At 61.1% G+C, this 21,239-nt stretch carries 14 protein-coding genes and 1 tRNA gene; 13 read left to right on the top strand and 2 right to left on the bottom strand.

Features of this window, described 5'->3' with window-relative positions; genetic code table 11:
• Positions 1 to 3 precede the first annotated feature (3 nt).
• From nuoN to KSAC_RS05225, 11 genes are all read left to right on the top strand, one after another.
• Positions 4 to 1,428, top strand: coding sequence for an NADH-quinone oxidoreductase subunit NuoN (gene nuoN, locus KSAC_RS05275; protein WP_110546353.1), 1,425 nt, complete (start codon positions 4 to 6; stop codon positions 1,426 to 1,428).
• Positions 1,429 to 1,431: 3 nt separating this feature from the next.
• Entirely contained in the window at positions 1,432 to 2,223 is a 792-nt protein-coding gene (locus tag KSAC_RS05270) for a biotin--[acetyl-CoA-carboxylase] ligase (protein ID WP_132304599.1), read from the top strand.
• Between the two features lie 327 nt (positions 2,224 to 2,550).
• The gene (locus KSAC_RS05265) at positions 2,551 to 4,194 is read left to right on the top strand and encodes a ribonuclease J (protein WP_110546349.1); all 1,644 of its coding nucleotides are present in this window, start codon (positions 2,551 to 2,553) and stop codon (positions 4,192 to 4,194) included.
• 307 nt (positions 4,195 to 4,501) lie between these two features.
• Positions 4,502 to 5,824 carry a proline--tRNA ligase gene (gene proS / locus KSAC_RS05260; protein WP_102323329.1) on the top strand — a complete coding sequence of 441 codons (1,323 nt, stop codon included), beginning with the start codon at positions 4,502 to 4,504 and terminating at the stop codon, positions 5,822 to 5,824.
• Positions 5,824 to 7,068 (top strand): lipoprotein-releasing ABC transporter permease subunit, encoded by a 1,245-nt coding sequence (locus tag KSAC_RS05255; RefSeq protein WP_102323330.1) that lies wholly within the window; start codon positions 5,824 to 5,826, stop codon positions 7,066 to 7,068. Before proS ends, KSAC_RS05255 begins: the two co-directional genes overlap by 1 nt.
• Complete coding sequence (locus tag KSAC_RS05250) at positions 7,061 to 7,786, top strand: ABC transporter ATP-binding protein (RefSeq protein WP_118963015.1); 726 nt, start codon at positions 7,061 to 7,063, stop codon at positions 7,784 to 7,786. Before KSAC_RS05255 ends, KSAC_RS05250 begins: the two co-directional genes overlap by 8 nt.
• A 263-nt stretch (positions 7,787 to 8,049) precedes the next feature.
• Entirely contained in the window at positions 8,050 to 11,484 is a 3,435-nt protein-coding gene (gene dnaE, locus KSAC_RS05245; RefSeq protein WP_102323332.1) for a DNA polymerase III subunit alpha, read from the top strand.
• 146 nt (positions 11,485 to 11,630) lie between these two features.
• Complete coding sequence (gene metX / locus KSAC_RS05240; RefSeq protein WP_102323333.1) at positions 11,631 to 12,794, top strand: homoserine O-acetyltransferase MetX; 1,164 nt, start codon at positions 11,631 to 11,633, stop codon at positions 12,792 to 12,794.
• A 2-nt stretch (positions 12,795 to 12,796) separates the two neighbouring features.
• Complete coding sequence (gene metW, locus KSAC_RS05235) at positions 12,797 to 13,411, top strand: methionine biosynthesis protein MetW (RefSeq protein WP_102323334.1); 615 nt, start codon at positions 12,797 to 12,799, stop codon at positions 13,409 to 13,411.
• A gap of 26 nt (positions 13,412 to 13,437) precedes the next feature.
• On the top strand, positions 13,438 to 14,049 hold the full coding sequence (locus tag KSAC_RS05230; protein ID WP_118963016.1) for a nitroreductase family protein: 612 nt from the start codon (positions 13,438 to 13,440) through the stop codon (positions 14,047 to 14,049).
• 321 nt (positions 14,050 to 14,370) lie between these two features.
• Complete coding sequence (locus tag KSAC_RS05225) at positions 14,371 to 15,675, top strand: DEAD/DEAH box helicase (protein WP_132304597.1); 1,305 nt, start codon at positions 14,371 to 14,373, stop codon at positions 15,673 to 15,675.
• Positions 15,676 to 16,124: 449 nt separating this feature from the next.
• Here KSAC_RS05225 and KSAC_RS05220 read toward each other — a convergent pair.
• Both KSAC_RS05220 and KSAC_RS05215 read right to left on the bottom strand, forming a co-directional pair.
• A tRNA-Ser gene (locus tag KSAC_RS05220) sits at positions 16,125 to 16,214 on the bottom strand.
• 381 nt (positions 16,215 to 16,595) lie between these two features.
• On the bottom strand, positions 16,596 to 17,957 hold the full coding sequence (locus KSAC_RS05215; RefSeq protein ID WP_132304595.1) for an 8-oxoguanine deaminase: 1,362 nt from the start codon (positions 17,955 to 17,957) through the stop codon (positions 16,596 to 16,598).
• 484 nt (positions 17,958 to 18,441) lie between these two features.
• Between KSAC_RS05215 and KSAC_RS05210 the strand changes: the two genes are divergently transcribed.
• Both KSAC_RS05210 and KSAC_RS05205 read left to right on the top strand, forming a co-directional pair.
• A complete protein-coding gene (locus tag KSAC_RS05210; RefSeq protein ID WP_118963058.1) occupies positions 18,442 to 19,176 on the top strand; it encodes an aspartyl/asparaginyl beta-hydroxylase domain-containing protein in 735 nt (244 codons plus the stop codon).
• Between the two features lie 743 nt (positions 19,177 to 19,919).
• Entirely contained in the window at positions 19,920 to 21,188 is a 1,269-nt protein-coding gene (locus KSAC_RS05205) for an O-antigen ligase family protein (protein WP_207918772.1), read from the top strand.
• Positions 21,189 to 21,239: the final 51 nt, after the last annotated feature.

Genomic DNA, 21,239 nt, shown 5'->3' with positions numbered 1-21,239 from the left:
CCGATGAACTGGACACTTGCTCTGCCTGAAATCGTGCTGGCCCTGTCGGGGCTGGCCATCCTCCTGGCCGGGGTGATGCAGAAGCGTGGGCAGGCTTTCTTTTCCTGCGCGATGATGACGTTGCTGGCCTTTGTCGTGACGGGGGTGCTTGTCGTAATTTCGCCCGATGGCACGGGCTACAGCCATGTTTTTATCAATGACGGCTTTGCCCGCTTCATGAAGGTGCTGAGCCTGACGGGCGCGGCACTGTCACTGGTGCTGAGCGTGGGTTATGCGCGCGAAATGGAAATCGACAAGTTCGAATTCCCGGTGCTGATCCTGTTTTCCACGCTGGGGGCCATGATCATGGCGTCCTCTGGCAATCTCATGACGCTGTTTGTGGGGTTGGAGCTTTCGTCCCTGTCCATCTACATCCTGTGCGCCTTCGCGCGTGACCGGGTGGGGGCGGCTGAAGCGGGGCTGAAGTATTTTGTGCTTGGCTCGCTCGCGTCGGGCATCCTGCTCTATGGCATTTCACTGGCTTACGGCTTTGCCGGGACGCTGGAATATGCGGGTCTGCAACAGGCCGTGCGTGGCAGCGCCGTGCTGCCTGCGGGCCTTATGGTGGGCATCGTGTTCGTGCTGGTGGGGCTGTGCTTCAAGCTGTCGATGGTGCCGTTCCATATGTGGACGCCGGATGTATATCAGGGTGCCCCCACATCGGTGACCGCCTATATGGCCGGCGCGCCCAAGATCGCGGCCTTCGCCGTGCTGCTGCGTGTCATGGCCGGTCCCTTCGGCAGCATGACGCCACAATGGCAGTTGCTGATCGAAGTGGTATCCGCCCTTTCCATGGTATTCGGTTCGCTGGCGGCGATCCCGCAGGGGAACATCAAGCGGCTGATGGCCTATTCCTCCATCGGGCATATGGGTTACGCCATGATCGGCATGGCCGCCGGTACGGCGGAAGGCACGCGTGGCACGCTGGTCTATCTGGTGACATACCTGTTCATGAATGTCGGCGCATTTGCGGGCATTGTCGCCATGCGCCGCAATGGCCGCGCCGTAACCCGTATCAGCGATCTGGCCGGTCTGGGCCGTACGGACCCCGGCATGGCGCTGGCGATGGCGATATTCATGTTCTCCATGGCCGGGGCGCCGCCGCTGGCCGGGTTCTTTGGCAAGCTCATGGTGTTCTATGCCGCGATCAACGCGCATCTTTACGCGCTGGCTGCAATCGGTATCGTAAGCAGCGTGATCGGGGCGTACTACTACATCCGCATCGTCAAGGTCATGTTCTTTGATACCGCCGTCCCGGCGCTGGACCGGTCTCCTGTTTCCGTCTCGTTCGTGTCAGTGGGAATGGGGCTGGTGACGGTGTTCTTCGTGGTGGGGCTTGGTCCCGTCGCCACGGCGGCACAGGCGGCGGCTTCCGCATTGTTCAGGTAAAGCATGACCCATATCCCGGCCCGTCCTTCCATCCGTTCCATTCCCCGCATGGGTGGTGGGGCGTGGCTGCTGGAGGTGCATGACCGGCTGGGATCGACATCGGATCTGTGCCGGGAGCGGCTGGATGCGGGGCAGGGCGCCAACGGTGTCGCGATCCTGGCCCTGAAGCAGACTGCGGGGCGTGGCAGCCGGGGGCGGGAATGGTCCGATCCCGGTGGCAATCTGGCCCTGTCCGTCATGCTGATGGGGCAGGGGGCGGATGATGTGCCTGTGGGGTTGTGGCCATTCATCGCGGGGCTTGCGCTGTATGACGCGGTTGCGGATTTTCTGCCTGCCGGGCACCGGCTGGAACTGAAATGGCCCAATGATCTGCTGCTGGATGGCCGCAAGATGGCGGGTATCCTGATCGAGACCGGCAGCGCCGGAGGTATCGCCTGGCAGGTTATCGGAATGGGGGCGAACCTGCGCTGTGCGCCTGTTATCGCCGGTCGGGATGTGGCCTGTCTGGCTGAATGCGGGGGGGATGTGCCGACTGCCCCCGACATGGCGCAGGTTCTGCTGCGCAGGCTGGATGGCTGGCTTGCCTGTCATGCGGCGCAGGGGTTTGGAGCAATCCGTACGGCATGGCTTGAACGCGGGCATCCGGTAGGCACAAAGGTTGATGTAAAGGCGGGAAACCGGCAGTTCAGCGGCACTTTTGCAGGTCTGGCCGATGATGGAATCCTGCTTTTGCACACGGCGTCCGGCCCGGTCCGGGTCGTAACGGGCGAGGTGCTTCTGGCGCCCCGCGGATGATAATAATCCAGCCCGACCACCGAAAGAGATTTGAGTCAGCGGCATTACATGATAATCCCATACAGGATTTGTTAGCGTAGGTCCGCAAACCTGCGTCGGTGTCGAGCACCATTTTCAGCCATCCGGTTCCCTTGGGGCGAGGAATGGGAAAATGGACAGGTTCCACCACGCAGCGCGGCGCGCATACCGGCCTGAGGCTGGTGACTGACGGCATTCTTGGCCCTGAACGGGCTGACAACAGGACAACCAATCCGGCACGGAACAGACGTTCCAGGCCCGTTTTCTCGAACCCATCGCAAACCGTATTAACAGAAACAGGATTTCTTGATGAATGAAGTAACAGGCGTTTCATTCCTGCCCTTGGGCGGGACAGGTGAAATTGGCATGAACCTCAACCTGTACCGTCAGGGCGAGGCATGGCTTGCAGTCGATTGTGGTATCGGCTTCAGCGGCAACGATACGCCGGAAGCCGAGATCCTGCTGCCCGATCCGGTTTTCATCGCCGAACGCAAGAAGGCGCTGACCGGCCTTGTGGTCACCCACGCGCATGAAGACCATCTGGGTGCGATCGCCCATCTGTGGCCGCAGCTTGGCTGTCCGGTCTATGTCACCCCGTTTGCCGCCGCCGTGCTGCGCCGCAAGCTGGGTGAGGCCGGACTGCTCCAGCAGGTGCCGATCCATGTCGTGGCGCCGGGCAGCGCGTTTACGGTCGGGCCGTTTGACCTGCGTTTCGTCTCGGTCACCCATTCGGTGCCGGAATCGCAGTCGCTCGTGCTGCGTACGCCGCAGGGCATCATCGTCCATACCGGCGACTGGAAGATTGATCCCGACCCGCAGGTCGGCCCCCCGACCGACCTTGAGACCTTTGCCGCCCTGGGGCGTGAAGGCGTGCTGGCGATGGTGTGTGACAGCACCAATGTCCGCACCGAAGGTCCCTCCGCCTCCGAAGCGGATGTGCGGCGCGAGATGACGCGGCTGATCGCCTCGCTTGAAGGGCGGATTGCCGTTACCTGCTTCGCCAGTAATGTGGCGCGCGTGGAAACGCTGGCCAAGGCCGCGCAGGCGGCGGGCCGCCGTGTGGCGGTGGTGGGCCGCAGCCTGCGTAACCTTGAGGTCGCGGCGCGTGAATGTGGCTATCTGTCCGACGTGCCGGCCTTCCTTTCGGAACAGGACGCCAACTCGGTTCCCGATGGCGAAATCCTGCTTATCGTAACGGGCAGCCAGGGCGAGCCGCGTTCGGCCCTGTCGCGTATTGCAGGTGATACGCACCCCAATATCGCGCTGGGCGAGAATGACACCGTCATCTACAGCAGCCGCATGATCCCCGGTAACGAGCAGGCGGTGATTCAGGTGCAGGACAGCCTGACCCGCCGTGGCGTGCATGTGATTACGGACAAGGATCACCTTGTTCACGTATCGGGCCATGCAACGGGTGGCGACGTACGCATGCTGTATGATCTCGTGCGGCCGCGCTTCCTTATTCCCGTACATGGCGAATGGCGGCACCTGACCGCCAACGCGGCCATTGCGCAGGAACTCGATATCGAGCCGGTCCTGCTGGAAGATGGTGATATCCTCGATATTCGCGCTGATGGCGTTGAAGTCGGGGATACGGCGCCTACCGGGCGTCTGGTGCTTGATGGCGGGCGGATTCTGCCCATGAACGGTGGCGTCCTGTCGGCACGCCGTCGCATGCTGTTCAATGGCATGGTTCTGGGTAGCTTCGCGGTGGATGATGAAGGCTACCTGATCGGTGACCCGAAGGTGAGCGCGCCGGGCCTGCTGGATGCGGAAGACCCGGAAACCCAGCGGATCACGGAAGAGTTCAGCAATGCGCTGGATGAGATTCCCGATGAACTGCGTGCAAGCGACGCCACCTTCCGCGAGGCGGCGAAAACCGCCCTGCGCCGCGCACTGGGCCGCAAGCTGCAGAAGCGCCCGCTGGTGGATGTGCATCTGCTGCGCGTCTGACCGGAGCGGCCAAGGCCGGAAATGATTATGGCAGGAAGCGGTTGATCCGTTTCCTGCCATTTTTTTTTGGTACGTTTTCCCTAAACCCGGCGTCGTTTCTGCAACCAGATTTGCCCGCGCACCTTAGCCCCGCACGGGGGCAGCGGCTACACCCCCTCACGCGGATGTTTACGTCCGGGGGATGGCGGGGCATCACGCTTCGGTGTGGTATCGGGCGGGCGGCTGCACATGCCCCATTCCACGGGCGTTGCTATTGGTTTAGGGTCCGTCGCGTTATTGGCTCCCATACTTCAAGGTTCATACGGATATGCGTCTGTCCCGCAGTTTTCTGCCGACCCTCAAGGAAAATCCGACCGAGGCCCAGATCACCTCGCACCGGCTCATGCTGCGTGCGGGCCTGATTCGCCAGACGGCGGCAGGCATCTACGCCTGGCTGCCAGCCGGATTGCGGGTACTGCGCAATATCGCGAACATCGTGCGTCATGAACAGGATGCCATCGGCGCGCAGGAAATGCTGATGCCCACCATCCAGTCCGCCGACCTGTGGAAGCGTTCGGGCCGGTATGACGCCTATGGGCCGGAAATGCTGCGCATCCGTGACCGCCATGAACGTGACATGCTGTTTGGGCCGACCAATGAGGAAATGATCACCGACCTGTTCGGTCAGGTGGTCAAGTCCTACAAGGAACTGCCGCAGGTGCTTTACCACATCCAGTGGAAGTTCCGTGACGAGGTGCGTCCCCGCTTTGGCGTGATGCGCGGGCGTGAGTTCTACATGAAGGACGCCTACAGCTTCGATATGGACTACGCTTCGGCTGTCGATACCTATCGCCGCATGATGCTGGCTTACCTGCGCACGTTCCAGCGTCTGGGCGTACGGGCGATCCCGATGCTGGCCGATACGGGGCCGATCGGGGGCGAACTGAGCCATGAATTCCTGATCCTTGCTCCCACCGGCGAAAGCGGCGTGTTCTTCGACAGCGCACTGGAGGAGCAGGACTGGCTGGCGGAAGATGTCGATATCACCGATCGTCAGTCGCTGGAGAAATTCTTCACGCGCATGACCTCCTTCTACGCCGCGACCGACGAGAAGCATGACGAAGCCGCATGGGCGCAGGTACCTGCCGGGCGCCGCCGCGAGGGTCGTGGCATCGAGGTCGGGCACATCTTCCACTTCGGGCGCAAATACACCGAATCCATGGATATCGCGATCAGCGGGCCGGATGGCGCGCCGCTGTATCCGGAAATGGGATCGTATGGCATTGGCGTCTCGCGTCTGGTTGCCGCGATTATTGAAGCCAGCCACGATGAAAACGGCATCATCTGGCCGGAATCCGTGGCCCCCTTCAAGGCCGCGATCATCAACCTCAAGTCGGGTGACGCCGTGTGTGACGGCATCTGCGAAAAACTGTACGCGGCCGCGCCGGACCTGCTGCTGTATGATGACCGCAGCGAACGCGCGGGCGCGAAGTTTGCCGATGCTGACCTGATGGGGCATCCGTGGCAGCTTATCGTCGGCCCGCGTGGGGCGAAGGAGGGCAAGGTCGAGATCAAGAACCGCCGCACGGGTGAACGCACCGAGGATACGGTTGAAGGTGCGCTGGCCCTTGTCCTGAAAAACCACGGCTGATGTTCGGTCCCTTCGAGCGGATGGTCGCCGGGCGCTACCTGCATGCCCGGCGCGGGGAACGGTTCGTTTCCGTCATTGCGATCTTCTCGCTTGTGGGGATCGCCCTTGGCGTTGCGACGCTCATCATCGTCATGTCGGTCATGAACGGGTTCAAGGCCGACCTGCTGGGCCGCATCCTCGGCCTGAACGGGGATCTGAGCGTATACGGCGTTACGCGCACGATCAGCGATTATGATGATGTCGCAGGTCGCGTGCGTCAGGTGCCGGGTGTGGTTTCGGCAGCGCCGCTGGTGGAATCGCAGGTACTGCTCAATTCGGGCAACTACAATGCGGGCGGTCTGGTGCGTGGCATGACCCGCAATGACCTGATCGCCCTGCACGAAGTCAGTGACAATCTGGTCGCCGGAACGCTGGATGACTTTGGAGATGATGACACCATCATCGTCGGCACCACGCTGGCTGAACGCGCCGGGCTGACCGTAGGCGGCAGGCTTACCCTTGTTTCACCACAGGGTGCGGCAACGGCGTTTGGCACCATGCCACGCGTGCGGGCCTATCGCGTGGTGGCGATTTTCGATGCAGGGGTGAATGATTACAACGCCAGCTACGTATTTCTGCCCCTGCATGCCGCACAGGTCTATTTCCAGCTACCCGGTCAGGTGACGCAGGTGCAGGTCATGACACGCGATGCGGAAAACGTGGCCCCGGTGCGTCAGGGCATTGAAAAGGCCATGGATGGCACCGTGCGCGTCATGGACTGGACGCAGAGCAACAACGCCTTTTTCGGTGCCGTGCAGGTGGAGCAGAATGTCATGTTCCTGATCCTGACGCTGATCATCCTTGTCGCCGCGTTCAACGTGATTTCATCGCTGATCATGATGGTCAAGGACAAGAGCGCCGATATCGCCGTGCTGCGTACGCTGGGGGCGACACGGGGTGCGATCATGCGCATCTTCCTCATGTGCGGGGCGTCGGTCGGGGTGACCGGCACGATAGCGGGCACGGTGCTGGGTATCGTGTTCTGTCTCAACATCGAACATATCCGCCAGCTTCTGCAGCGTATCACCGGCACCGACCTGTTCAATGCGGAGGTCTATTATCTCGAACATCTGCCCGCCAGACTGATCTGGTCGCAGGTGATCGAGGTTATCGTCATGGCGCTGGTCCTGTCGCTTCTGGCGACGCTGTATCCCTCATGGCGGGCGGCGCGGACCGATCCGGTGGAGGCCCTGCGCCATGAATGAGAACCCCAATCCGTCCACACCCGCGCTGCGCATGGACGCGGTTGCCCGCCGTTATATCAGTGGGGAAGAAGTGCTGGACGTGCTGCGTGGCGCGGACCTGACCCTCTATCCCGGTGAGATCGTGGCCCTTGTGGCCCCGTCGGGCACGGGCAAATCGACCCTGCTGCACCTTGCGGGCCTGCTGGAAAAACCCGATGCGGGCTGTATCCTGCTGGCGGGACAGGATGCGGGTGCGCTGCCGGACCGGGACCGTACGGAACTGCGGCGGGACCGGATCGGTTTCGTGTATCAGTTCCATCACCTTCTGGCGGAATTCAGCGCGCGGGAAAACGTCATGCTGCCGCAGATGATCGCAGGCGTTCCGCGCAGGCAGGCACGCGAACGGGCCGAAGAACTGCTGGCGGCCTTCGGGCTGGGGCATCGCCTGGAACACCTGCCCGGCAAGCTTTCGGGCGGGGAGAAGCAGCGCGTGGCCATCGCCCGTGCCCTTGCCAACCGCCCGCAGGTGCTGCTGGCGGATGAACCGACCGGCAATCTGGATGTCCATACATCTGATGCGGTATTCGACGCGCTGCTTGAAACCGTGCGGGCGCATGGCGTGGCCGCCCTGATCGCCACCCATAACATGGATCTTGCACGGCGCATGGACCGCGTTGTTACCCTGCGTGACGGGAAGATCATCCCGCTGGAGGACACGTCGGGCGAGACGGACGCCTAGATTTTTCGGGGATGGCGTAATTTCCGTTCCTGCGTGAACGCCGCCCCGTCTGATCCGACCAGTCTGCATTATCCCATGCCGGGACCTTCGGGTTCCGGCATTTCTTTTTTCAGGCCCCCGCTCACAACCGATGCCGTACTCTGGCCGGGCATGTGCGCGGGGCCGCGTCCTGTCTGCCGTTGCCCCTACAGCACCCGTGCGGGCAGGTCGGACAGGTCTCGGAGGTAGTGCAAATCGGGTGGCCAGTAGGGTAGAGTGTCGCCATGTCCCATGCCGATTTCATCCACCTGCGTGTCCATTCCGCCTATTCCCTCAGTCAGGGGGCCATCCGTGTGCCCGAACTGGTGGCGCTGGCGCATGACATGAACATGCCCGCCGTCGCCATTACCGATACGGGCAACATGTTCGGCGCGCTGGAGTTTTCGCAGTACTGCGGCAAGAAGGGCGTGCAGCCCATCATCGGCTGCCAGCTTGCCCTGCCCTCACGTAGCGACAAGCCCGGCATGCCGGCCGAACCGCTGGCGCTGCTGGCGCGCAATGCGGAGGGGCTGGCCAATCTCCAGTTCCTGTCCTCGGCGGGGTTCCTCCAGAATGAAACGGATGAGGCGACCGTAACCCTCGACCTGCTGTGTGAACGGGCAGGGGGGCTGTTCCTTATGACTGGCGGTAGCCGTGGCCCGCTGTTTCACATGCTGGCGGAAGGGCAGGAACGCGAAGCCGCAACCTTCATGGCCCGCCTGCATGAAGCCTATGGCGCCAACATGGCCGTGGAACTGCACCGGCATGGACAGGCGGCGGAACGCGCGGTGGAGCCGGGCATGATCGCCATGGCCGACCGCATGGGCATACCGCTGGTCGCCACCAATGAATGTTTCTTCCCCCGCCCTGATATGTATGAAGCCCATGACGCGCTGCTGTGTATCGCGCAGGGGCGCACGATGGCGGAGCGTGACCGCTGGCGGGTCACGCCCGAACACTGGTTCAAGCCGCCGGAGGTAATGCGCGAATTGTTCGCCGACCTGCCCGAAGCCTGTGACAATACGCTGGAAATCGCGCGTTGCTGTGCCATTCAGGTGGAAACGCGCAAGCCCCTGCTGCCGGTCTGCCCCAAGGTGGAAGAAGGCCAGACCGAGGAACAGACCCTGCGCCACATGGCCATTAGCGGCCTTGCGAACCGTCTGTCGCGCATGAAAATCGATGACGAGACGCGCCAGAAATATGAAGAACGGCTGGCGTTTGAACTCGACATCATCGCCCAGATGGGTTTCCCCGGCTATTTCATGATCGTTGCCGACTTCATCCAGTGGGCAAAGGCGCATGACATCCCCGTGGGGCCAGGGCGTGGGTCGGGGGCGGGTTCGCTGGCGGCGTGGGCGCTGACCATTACCGATATCGATCCCATCCCGTTCAACCTGCTGTTCGAACGTTTCCTCAATCCCGAACGCGTGTCGATGCCGGATTTCGATATCGATTTCTGTCAGGACCGGCGTGATGAAGTCATCCGCTACGTCCGGCATGAATACGGGCCGGATCGCGTAGCCCAGATCATCACCTTCGGTAAGCTGCAGGCCCGCGCCGCCGTGCGTGACGTGGGGCGTGTGCTGGGCCTGCCGTTTGGCATGGTCAACCGGGTGGCGGAACTGATTCCCAACAATCCTGCCCAGCCAGTCACCCTGAAACAGGCGATAGAAGGCGAGCCGCGCCTGCAGGAAATGCGCGACGAGGATGAAGCCATCCGCCGCCTGCTGGAAATCGGCCAGCAGCTTGAGGGGCTGTTCCGCCATGCCAGTACCCACGCCGCCGGTGTGGTGATCGGGGACCGCGAACTGGTGGAACTGGTGCCGCTGTACCGCGACCCCAAGAGCGATATGCTGGTCACGCAGTACAACATGAAGTTTGTCGAGCAGGCGGGGCTGGTCAAATTCGACTTCCTTGGTCTCACCACGCTGACGATCCTGCAACGCGCGGTGAAATTCCTGCATGGCATGGGGGTTGAGGTCGACCTGTCGGCCCTGCCGCTGGATGACGGGCTGACATATGACATGCTGGCGCGCGGTGACACCGGCGGCGTGTTCCAGTTCGAAGGCGCGGGCATGCGTGACGTGCTCAAGCAGATGCGCCCGACCCGTCTGGAAGACCTGATCGCCGCCGTGGCGCTGTACCGTCCCGGCCCGATGGCGAATATTCCCGATTACTGTCGCCGCAAGCACGGGGAGGCATGGGAACCCCCGCACGAGGAAATACGCGACATCCTGGAAGAGACCTACGGCATCATGGTCTATCAGGAACAGGTCATGCAGATCGCGCAGAAGATGGCGGGCTACAGTTTGGGTGGCGCTGACCTGTTGCGGCGTGCGATGGGCAAGAAGATCCGCGCTGAAATGGACCGTCAGCGTGAAATCTTTACCGAAGGGGCGATGAAGCGCGGCATCGAACGCGAAAAGGCGGCGGAGGTGTTCGACCTCATGGCCAAATTCGCTGATTACGGGTTCAACAAATCCCATGCCGCAGCCTATGCGCTGGTTTCGTACCAGACCGCATGGATGAAAGCGAACCACCCCGTCGCCTTCATCGCTGCGTGTATGTCCCTTGCGCGTGAAAAAACCGACAAGCTGGCGGGACTGCGGCAGGAAGCCGACCGGCTGGGCATTCCGCTGCTACCGCCCGACATCAATGCGTCCGGCGCGGATTTCACGGTGGAAAAAATGCCCGACGGCCAGACCTACGGCATCCGCTATGCGCTGGCGGCGGTGAAGAAAGTCGGACTGAGCGCCATGCAGTCGCTGGTGGCGGTACGTGGCGACAGACCTTTCAAAGATCTTGAGGATCTGGCCGCGCGTCTGGACCCCAGGCAGGTCAATAAGATGCAGCTTGAAAACCTGGCCCGGGCCGGGGCGTTCGACACCATCCTGCCCAACCGTGCGCAGGCCTGTGGTGCGGCGGAAACCGTGATGCGCCGTGCGCAGGCCAACGCGCATGAAGCGGCCAGTGGGCAGATTGGCCTGTTTGGTGGGGGTGGCAGCGGTCCCGCCCAGCGTGAACCGCTGCGCCTGCCGCGTTGTACCGACTGGCCTGAATTCGAACGCCTGAACATGGAAGCCGACGCCATTGGCTTCCACCTGACCGGGCACCCGCTTGATTCCTACGGTCCCCTCATGCGCAGGCTGGGTGCCATCAGGGCCACCGGGCTGGAAGCGGCGGCACAGGCGGGCATTGGCCGGGTCAAGATCGCGGGCTGCGTGGTGGACCGTAAGGAACGCCCCACGCGCACCGGTAACAAGATGGCATGGGTGCGCATGTCAGACGCCAGCGGCGGGTGCGAAGTGACCTTCTTCTCCGAAGTGCTGTCGCGGTCGCGTGAGATCCTGACGGCAGGTAATGCCGTGGTCGTAACCGCCGACCTGAAGCTGGAAGGCGAGGCACTGCGCATTACCGCGTCGGACGTGATGGAACTGGAACAGGCTGCGGCGGAGGCCGCGGCTGAACTGCGCATATGGTTTGACCGCGCCGATGCGCTGGAACCGATCCGCGACGTGCTGCATGGCAATGGCGGTGGCCGGGGGCGGGTGATCCTGCTGCCATCGGTTGCGGAAACGCGAGACGTTGAACTGACCCTGGCCGAGCGGTATCGCGTAACGCCGCGTGTGGCGCAGATGATCAAGGCGATAGAAGGGGTTGGCAGGGTGGAGCAGTTCTGAACCCGTAAAACCCGTGATATGGTCATGAACCTTGCAACCGCCGGGTTGTAATGTCATACGCTGTGAAGCATGTATCCCCCGCATGCGCGGGCGAGCGCGTGCCTGCCGCCTTTTATCGTCCCTGTCGACGCAATGCCGGATACAGAATGGACCAGACCGTCCCAGCCCCCAGCCTATCGCACCAGCATGTCACCTTTCCGGACGGATTACGTCTGGATTGCGGTTTCCACCTTGCACCGGTGGACGTGGCCTATCGCACCTATGGCACGCTGTCGCCCGCGCGTGACAACGCCATCCTTGTCTGCCACGCGCTGACGGGTGACCAGTATGTAGCCGATCCGCACCCGCTGACCGGCAAGCCCGGCTGGTGGAGCCGCATGGTCGGACCCGGCCTGCCGATTGATACGGACCGTTTTTTTGTCATCTGCATCAATGTGCTGGGCGGCTGCATGGGCACGACCGGCCCGCGTAGCCTGCGTAGGGGCGAAGATGGCAGGCAGGAGCCGTGGGGCACCGAATTTCCTGCCATTACCATCCGCGACATGGTGCGCGCGCAGAAACTGCTGATCGACCATATGGGCATAAGCCGCCTGCTGGCCGTAGTGGGGGGGTCCATGGGCGGGATGCAGGTGCTGGAATGGGCCGCAACCTACCCCGACCATGTGTTCGCCGCGATGCCGATTGCGACATCGCCGTTTCATTCCGCGCAGAACATCGCGTTTAACGAAGTCAGCCGACAGGCCATTTTCGCTGATCCGCAATGGCATGGCGGACGGTACTGGGAATGTAACGAGATCCCGGCGCGGGGGCTGGCGGTTGCGCGGATGATGGCGCACATCACCTACCTGTCGGAAGCCGCGCTGACCCGCAAATTCGGTCGCCGCGTGCGCCATGAACCGGGACGGGGCGGGGTGCCCGGTTCCCTGTTCGGGGAGATGTTCGAGGTGGAAAGCTATCTGCGCCATCAGGGGTCATCCTTCGTGCGGCGCTTTGATGCCAATTCCTATCTGACCATTACGCGGGCCATGGACTATTTCGATCTGGGCGCCGAGCATGATGGCGATATGTCGCACCCGTTCGCGGGCACGCGTACGCGCTTCTGCATCATTTCCTTTTCCTCGGACTGGCTGTTCCCCACATCGCAGGCGCGACTGCTGGCGCGGGCGCTCAACCGGGTTGCCGCCAACGTATCCTTTGTCGAAATCGATAGTGACAAGGGTCATGATGCCTTCCTGCTGGATGAACCGGATTTTGACCGGACCATACGCGGCTTTCTGGCCGGTACCGCCGAACATGCCGGGATTGCCTGACCATGCGCCTTGACCAGCGGCTGATCGCCGGAATGATCCGGCCCGGAACACGGGTGCTTGATGTGGGTAGTGGCGATGGCGCGCTGCTGGACCATCTGTTCCGCAATAGCGGGTGCGATGCGCGTGGCATCGAGATCGACATGAAGGAAGTGACCCGTTCGGTCGCGCACGGACTGCCGGTCATGCATGGCGACGCTGACCATGATCTTGCGCATTATCCCGACAACGCCTTCGATTACGTTGTGCTGCAACGCACATTGCAGGCCGTGGAACGCCCGCGTGAAGTGTTGCGGCAGATGCTGCGTATCGGTCGCCACGCCATCGTATCCTTTCCCAATTTCGGGCACTGGCGGCTGCGCGTGCAGATGCTGACCCGTGGGCGCATGCCCATGACCAGCGTGTGGAGCACGCCATGGTATGATACCCCCAATATCCACCCATGCACGATCCTCGACTTTTTGACGCTGTGCGAAGATGAAGGTTATGTTGTCCAGCAATGGATGGCGGTTGATGAGGATGGCGAACGCGCCCCATGGCGGCGTTCGATCCGGCTGGCCAACCTGTTTGGTGAACAGGCGCTGTTTCTGCTGCGGCGCAAGGACACCCCACGCACATAAAAGCGGCACAAGGGGAAGACGCGATAATGGATACACTTGAGGCAATCCGCACCCGCCGGGCCATACGGACCTACGATCCCGATCACACGATCAGCGATGCCGAACTGCGGACCATGCTTTCGGCGGCACGGATGGCGCCTTCGGCCTTCAACATCCAGCATTGCCGCTTCGTGGTGGTCCGGGACCCCGCCCTGCGCCGTGAACTGCGCGCGGTCGCGTGGGATCAGGCGCATGTAACCGACGCATCGGTGCTGATTGTCGTGTGTGCCGACCGTGATGCATGGAAGAAAAATCCGGCTCGCTACTTCAATGGCGCGCCGCAAGACGTGCAGCAGATGATGGCGGAGAAAATCCAGGCCTATTACGAAGGCCGCGAATGGGTCCAGCAGGACGAGACCATGCGCAGCAGCGGTCTGGCCGCGCAGACCCTGATGCTGGCGGCGGCCGACATGGGTTATCAGTCCTGTCCCATGGATGGTTTTGATTACGAAGCGGTGGGCAGGCTGATCAACCTGCCGCCCAACCATGTGGTGGCGATGTTCGTGGTGATTGGCAAGGGCCTGGCCCCGGCCCTGCCGCGGGTTGGTAAACTGCCCGATAGCGAAGTCATCCTGACCGACCGTTTCCCTTCCGCCTGAATATCCTGTAAACATATGGCAGGGCATGCGGGCGTGAAAAAGCTTGCGCCCGCATCCACAACGCGATACAGCATCGCGCTTGGGAACGGACCGCGCCTGTTCCTCGTGCTGGTTTGATTGCGCGTGTCCTTGACGCGGGGGACACGCAGAAACGCAGACTGGACCGGCCTTTATTCCTCACATGATATCCCTGCGACGCCAGAATACGCGCCCCTGTGCCACCAAGGGACAGGGACGGGCATATCTGTCGGTTCGCCATCCGGGTCCGCCGCCAGCCTTACGGCCTGCGGCCCCGATTTTTTGCGCCAGGAGGCGCCATTCATGACAACGTTTGCCGATCTTCATCTTGCAGAGCCGCTGTTGCGGGCACTGGACGAGGAAGGCTACGCCACCCCGACCCCCATTCAGGCCGGCGCCATCCCCTACCTGCTGGAAGGGCGCGACCTGCTTGGTCTGGCGCAGACCGGCACGGGCAAGACCGCGGCTTTCGCGCTGCCCATCCTTGACCGCCTGTTCCGTGAAAAGGGCCGTGCACACCCCAAGGGCGCCCGTGCGCTGGTGCTGGCGCCCACGCGTGAACTGGCTTCCCAGATCGGGGAAAGCTTTGCATCCTATGCCCGCCACATGCGCTTCAGCTACGCTGTCGTGTTCGGTGGCGTGGGGCAGGGGCGTCAGATCGAAGCCCTGCGCCGTGGCGTGGACGTGCTGGTTGCAGCCCCCGGTCGCCTGCTGGACCTGATGGGTCAGGGGCATGTGGACCTGTCCGGCCTTGAAGTGCTGGTGCTGGATGAAGCCGACCGCATGCTCGACATGGGTTTCGTCCGCGACATCCGCAAGATCGTCGCGGCCCTGCCGACCGACCGCCAGACGCTGCTGTTCTCGGCCACGATGCCCAAGAGCATTTCCGACCTGGCCCATGGTCTGCTGCGCGACCCGGCCACCGTGCAGGTGACGCCGCCGTCCAGCACGGTTGACCGTATCCGTCAGGCCGTGATGTTCGTCGATACGGGCAATAAGCGCGAGGCGCTGAAGTTGCTGGTGGACTCGCCCAAGGTCGAGCGCGCCGTGGTGTTCACGCTCATGAAGCATGAAGCCAACAAGGTCGCAGCCTTCCTGAGTGATCATGGCATCACCGCCGAAGCCATCCATGGCAACAAGTCGCAGGGTGCGCGTGAACGCGCCATGTCGGGCTTCCGTTCCGGTAACGTCAAGGTGCTGGTGGCGACCGACATAGCGGCCCGTGGCATCGACGTGGATGACGTGACCCACGTGTTCAACTATGACCTGCCGAATGTGCCGGAAAGCTACGTGCACCGCATCGGTCGTACGGCGCGCGCCGGGCGTGAAGGCTGGGCCGTGTCACTGTGCGATGCGGAACAGCGTGCATGGCTGCGGGATATTGAAAAGAATATCGGCAAGGCCATCCCGGTTGTGTCCGAACATCCCTACCATTCGGAAGCGGCCGAGAACTCGACCATGCGTCCGCCCGTTCTGGGTGGCGGCGGCGGTCGTGGCCGTGGCGGCGGACGTCCTGCTGGTGGCGGTGGCCGTCCTCCCGCAGGTGGCCGTGGGGGCCGCCCCGGTGGCGGTCAGCGTTCAGGTGGTGCAGGCCGCCGCGCGGTCTGACCCTGCCGCTTTCGGCCCGTCTCGGCGGGCGTAAGCGCGCAAAGCCTTTCATAAGGAAAGCACCCGACCATGCCGGTCGGGTGCTTTTTTTATTTATGAACGGGCATATTACCTTATGCCTCATTTCTTGTGTTTCTGAATGATTGTAGCTGTCGTTTAAGGAGTGATTACTTTCAAAAAGTATAAATTAAAAAATATTATTTATATAAGATATTGTTCAAAAGTAATGTGTTATAAAAACAGGTGCGCTTTTTAAGTGTCGCCTTTTTGCGAAAAGGCAACGTCTTCCGAAGCGTTTTGAAAAAAAGCTACGTCAAAAACTTCTTTATGATTTCTGGATGTTTGCCGGACAGACTGTTTCAAATAGTCTTGAAGAAAATCAAACTGCACGCCGTAAGATGCAGTTGGACCATAACGGACCAACGCCTAACGGGTAAGTTGAAATGAGATGGCGGAGAGGGTGGGATTCGAACCCACGGTACGCTCACACGCACGGCGGTTTTCAAGACCGCTGCCTTCAACCGCTCGGCCACCTCTCCATAGGAACTGTTTAGCTACGTCTGTCGCGCTCGTCCAGATACTACCCTGACAAAACTGTCGCGTTCATGCGCATGGATAATGATCTTTTCTGGCCTGCGCCCGGAAGGATGCGAAATGCATCCCTCCGGGCTGTCACGGCCTGGCTGGTCGGTGGCCTTCTTCAGTGCTCGAGGGTGGGGAAGTGCCGTCATGGTCGATAAAACTATGACAGTAATGATTATATCCCCTCATTCACGGGACAGGCACGGGCCGTCATCCCTTGACACTCCGCGTAAGTTCTCATCCCGCACGATCCCGTCGCCTGAAGGCTATGTAATCGTATCAGGCAGGCACTGTTGGTGTTACGCGACCTGCCATGATCTGGATGGTGCGAATGTCGGTCAGATTTGGTCAGACAGGCGCTGGATGCGGCGGGCTTCGCGTGTATGGGCGCGCAGGATGTCGTTGAGATTGGACATGAGTGGCACGCCGTCCTCAACCAGTATCCGACCGTTGACAATGGTGGTGCCAGCCACGGCGGGCGCACAGCGCAACCATGCTTCGACAGGGTCCGTCAGGGCACCGGCAAGGGCGATGTCCGACATTTTCCAGATCACCAGATCAGCGCAGGCACCGGGGTGGAGGTGGCCGAGTTCGTCTTCCCGACCAAGGCAGGCAGCCCCGCCCCGTGTCGCCATGTCGAGCGCATCGCGCGCGGACATGGAGTGCGGACCATGACGAAAACGCCCAAGCAGAAGCGCCATGCGGGTTTCAAGCCACATGGACGCATGGTCGGTCGATGCCGAGCCGTCACAGCCAAGGCCCACCCGCATGCCGCGTCGGCGCAGGTCCATCGCATCGGCGGAGCCGCCGCCGATCATCATGTTTGAACACGGACACTGGGCCGTACAGACACCCGCATGGGCCAGCCGGTCTATTTCCGCGCTGGAGGGATAGATGTAATGCGCGACCCATGACCGGGGAGAGGCCCAGCCGACGCGCTCGAAATATTCCGTGGGGGTGCAGCCATATATTTCCGCGCAATACGCATCTTCGTCGGGGTCTTCGGCAAGATGGGTATGCAGGCGCAGGTCGTGCTTGTCCGCAAGCATGGCGGACTCCCGCATGATCCGTTCGGAAACGCTGAACAGCGAACATGGCGCCAGAGCGACGCGATCCATGGCACCCGGCGACGCATCATGGAATTTGGCCACAAGACGTTCGCTATCCGCCAGAATGGTATCTTCGTCCTGCACTACCGATGCGGGGGGAAGGCCGCCATCGTCGACAGAGCGGGTCATGGAACCCCGCGTTGCATGGAAACGGAAGCCGATCTCGCGCGCCGCCCGGAACTGCGCGTCGATCAGGAATGGCTTGGGGTGGACATACATATGGTCCATCGAGGTCGTGCAGCCACCCATCAGCAGTTCGACCATGGCAATGAAAGTGGAAAGATAGACGGATTCTTCATCCAGTCCTGCCCACAGGGGATAGAGACCCTGCAACCATTCAAACAGGGTTCCGTTCGTAACGGGCGCATAGGACCGGGTCAGGTTCTGGTACATGTGGTGATGGGCGTTTATCAGGCCGGGTGTCACAAGCTGGCCATGGGCCGATATGGTCCTGTGTGCCTGTGGCGCGGCTTGCGCATCCTGTCCATGGGAATGGATGCGTCCGTCCTTTATGGCGATCCAGCCGCCTGCAATTTCATGGCCATGGTCAACATAGATATAGGCGTCAGTTATCAGGAGATCGACAGTCATGTCGGGCCCTTCGATATACCGGTTGCGGGACAGAAACTGTCCCGTCGCGATGAAGCCCTGTACCGGAGGTGCGAGGTCCGGATCGTCATCGTAAAAGGTATCGAACGGGCGCTACTGGACAGAAATCTAGCATGGCCGGTGCCACAAGGGCAACGGACGGGATGGGAAGGTCATGAACTGTCCCATTGGTAATGCTCTATTCAGCATCTGGTATTCCACAGAACACGGTGGACCATCGCAGCGTAATGGAAAGACGGTGGATGCTATCAGGTGATGTTGGGAGAAAAATTTCCGTTTTTCCGAAAGTTGATCCAGAAAATAAGGACAATAAGTATCAATAAATACCAGAAATCCTGATTATTTTCCTCTGTTGCTGGTGTGATATGCTGTCAGCGCAGGTGTACATGCCGAAATGCAGGCATGTTCATGCGCTATCTCACGAAATAATATGGCCTGATCCTGCCTGTGTTCTGAGAAAGTAAAAATGTCGACAAGGAAATCGATCTATCATTTAACCAAAGGCATCCGGGACCGGCTTGATGCTTTCATCATGCGGTTTTCCCTGCTTCCCGATCTGGCGGTCTTTGACCCGCATGTCATGTTCTGGGTCAAGGAACTGGAACAGAACTGGGAAAGGATACGCGATGAGGCCATCCGGCTTGGGGGGGAGGACATCCCCTCCCTTGGGGACATATCACCCGACCATGGCCGCATCGCAGCCGACCGACGCTGGCGGTCCTTCTTTCTGGAGGGGTATGGCTACCAGCGACAGGAAAACCGCGCGCGCGTTCCTGTCACCAGCGCCCTGATCGACCGGATTCCCAATCTGTGCACGGCGACGTTTTCCGTGCTGGAACCGGGCTGTCATATCCCCCGGCACAGGGGCATGACGAAGGCCATGCTAACCTACCATCTGGCCCTGCATGTTCCGCGTGACCGGGAAAAATGCTGGATACAGATTGAAGATCACGGACAGATGCACGTCCATCCATGGAGCGCGGGCAAGTCTATCCTGTTTGACGATACCTATAACCATGAAGTCTGGAACAATACGGACGATACCCGCTATGTCCTGCTGATTCAGGTCAGGCGTCCATGCAGATGGCCTGCCCGTGTCCTGATGGATATCTTCTTCACGGCAGTCAGATATTCGCGTTTCGTGCAGGATGTGCGTCGTAATCTCGATGATCGCGCGGTGCAATCGCCCCTGACTGCCTGACCCCTGCGTTTTCTCCAGCCTGAATCTGCGCGGCGTCAGTGATCCGTATGCGGCCCCCGGCTCCAGTGCTGGTCGGGGTTTCTGTACGGGTCCTGATTTTCATGCCAGTAGACAGGGCGGTTATGCGATGGGTGGTGGCAGCCTGTGGCACAAAGGCTTAGGGCAAGGATGGTGAGGAACTGTAAGGTATGGCGCATGGCAGGCCTCCTGCGGGTGAAGGCTCAACGTGGATCATGCGTAACGGTTTACGGGTGCTGCTCCCGGTTTCTGTCCTGCTGCCCTTTTTCGATACAGGCCCGCCATAACGTCCCGCAACGGGCGACGGTATCACGCGGGTCTTTTCATATGTTTCAGGGTATCCGAAGCCCTTCAGGGACGGATAATGGGGTGGTTCAGCGTTGAGATGACGGGAGACAGGAAACGCCCGTAAGATGTATGTGCTATCGACGGCAAGGGTGTGACGCAGGAAGAAAAGTACGGGCAATCACCCTGTTGCCGCGATTATATGGCTCCCGTTCATCCAGACTTTTTACACATTCCATCCCGGTTCGTTCCGCCCACAAGGCCTCATGACGGCCTGAGTTATGGGAGGGCCCCGCTGATGAATGAACGGGACGACAAACATACACGAGGCCGCGTAGGGGCAGTGACAGCTATCGGGCCTCTTCCTGGACATTACACTTTTCATGGGGACGGGCTGCGTATCATATGCGGTGCATGATGGCATGTGGGACACAGGATTGATGCAGCGGGTGGAGCACTGGATGCGGCGGGGTGTAACCGGCCTTGTCATTCCCATGCCGCTGTTGCTTCTGTACGCGCTGGCTCCGGCGGAAGCCGTCATGACGGTGGTGGCCGTGCTGTTTGTCGTGCATTGCCTGCTATGCCGGGACTGGGGCTGGTTACGGCAGGCATGGGTGGTGGTGGCGGCACTGCTGTGCGGTGACATTGTTGTTGCATCCGGCGTAATGGGAGGCATTCATGCGGGTGTGCAGGCCCTGTGTTTCGTGCGCTATTTCCTGTTCGTTGCGGCCCTGCAGGTATGGATATTGCCCGATGCCCGCACGCGGCGGATGTTGGGGCAGGCTTATGCTGCGGTGGCCGTGTGGCTGGTGGCCGGGTGCTGGCAGCAGTATCTGTGTGGGCGTAACTTCATGGGGTATGGGCGGTGGGCTGATGGCGCGCTGCTTGGTCCATTATGGGCACCACGCGCGGGGCATGCGCTGGTCATGACAGCACTTCCCACCCTGTTCCCGCTGGCCATGACGTTATCCATGCGAGAAGGCAGGCGGGGGCGCACCATGGCGGCAGCCATATTGATGGGCCTGATGCTGACCATGGTGCTGGTGGCCCAGCGCATGCCGCTGCTGCACTTTTTGATGGCGATGGGGATAGTGGGCGTTCTGATCCCGCGTCTGCGGGGCGGGATGCTGGTGGCTGCCGGATTGGGGGCGGTGGGCGTTGTGCTGTCACCCCTGCTGGCGCCGCAGGCGTATCAGAAGCTGGTCGTGAATTTCATCGCACATCTGCACGGTTTTGCCGACAGTCCTTACGGAATGCTGTTTATCCGCGCGGGTGTCATGGTCTGGCATCATCCATGGCTGGGGCTGGGATTTGACGGATTTCGCCATGCCTGTCCCGATCCGGCCTATTTCCACGGCTTGCCATGGCTTGGCGTGGCGGAAGGTGCCCATGGCGGGGCGGCGGGCTGTAATCTGCACCCCCATAACTACTATCTGCTGATCGGGACCATGGGCGGGCTGCCTGCCATCGGTCTGTATGTGGTGTTGGTGCTATGCTGGTTGCGGGTGGCCTGCACGGACCTGTCTCCCGCACGCGATCCGGGCCGGATGATGATGGCCATTACCTGTTTTCTGGTTTTCTGGCCTGTTCAGTCATCCAGCTCGTTCCTGACCCAGCCCACGGCGGGGTGGCTGTTCATGGCGGTTGGCTGGGCGCTGGCGGCATCGCCGGTTACGAATCGTTTGCAACGCGTGGGGGCAGGGGGCTAGCGGCAACCGGCCCGGCGCATTAAAGTATGAAGCCATGGGCATTGATGCCAG

The sequence above is a fragment of the Komagataeibacter saccharivorans genome (assembly GCF_004348195.1).
Classification (GTDB): domain Bacteria; phylum Pseudomonadota; class Alphaproteobacteria; order Acetobacterales; family Acetobacteraceae; genus Komagataeibacter; species Komagataeibacter saccharivorans.
This window is presented reverse-complemented; position numbering and strand designations above follow the sequence as displayed.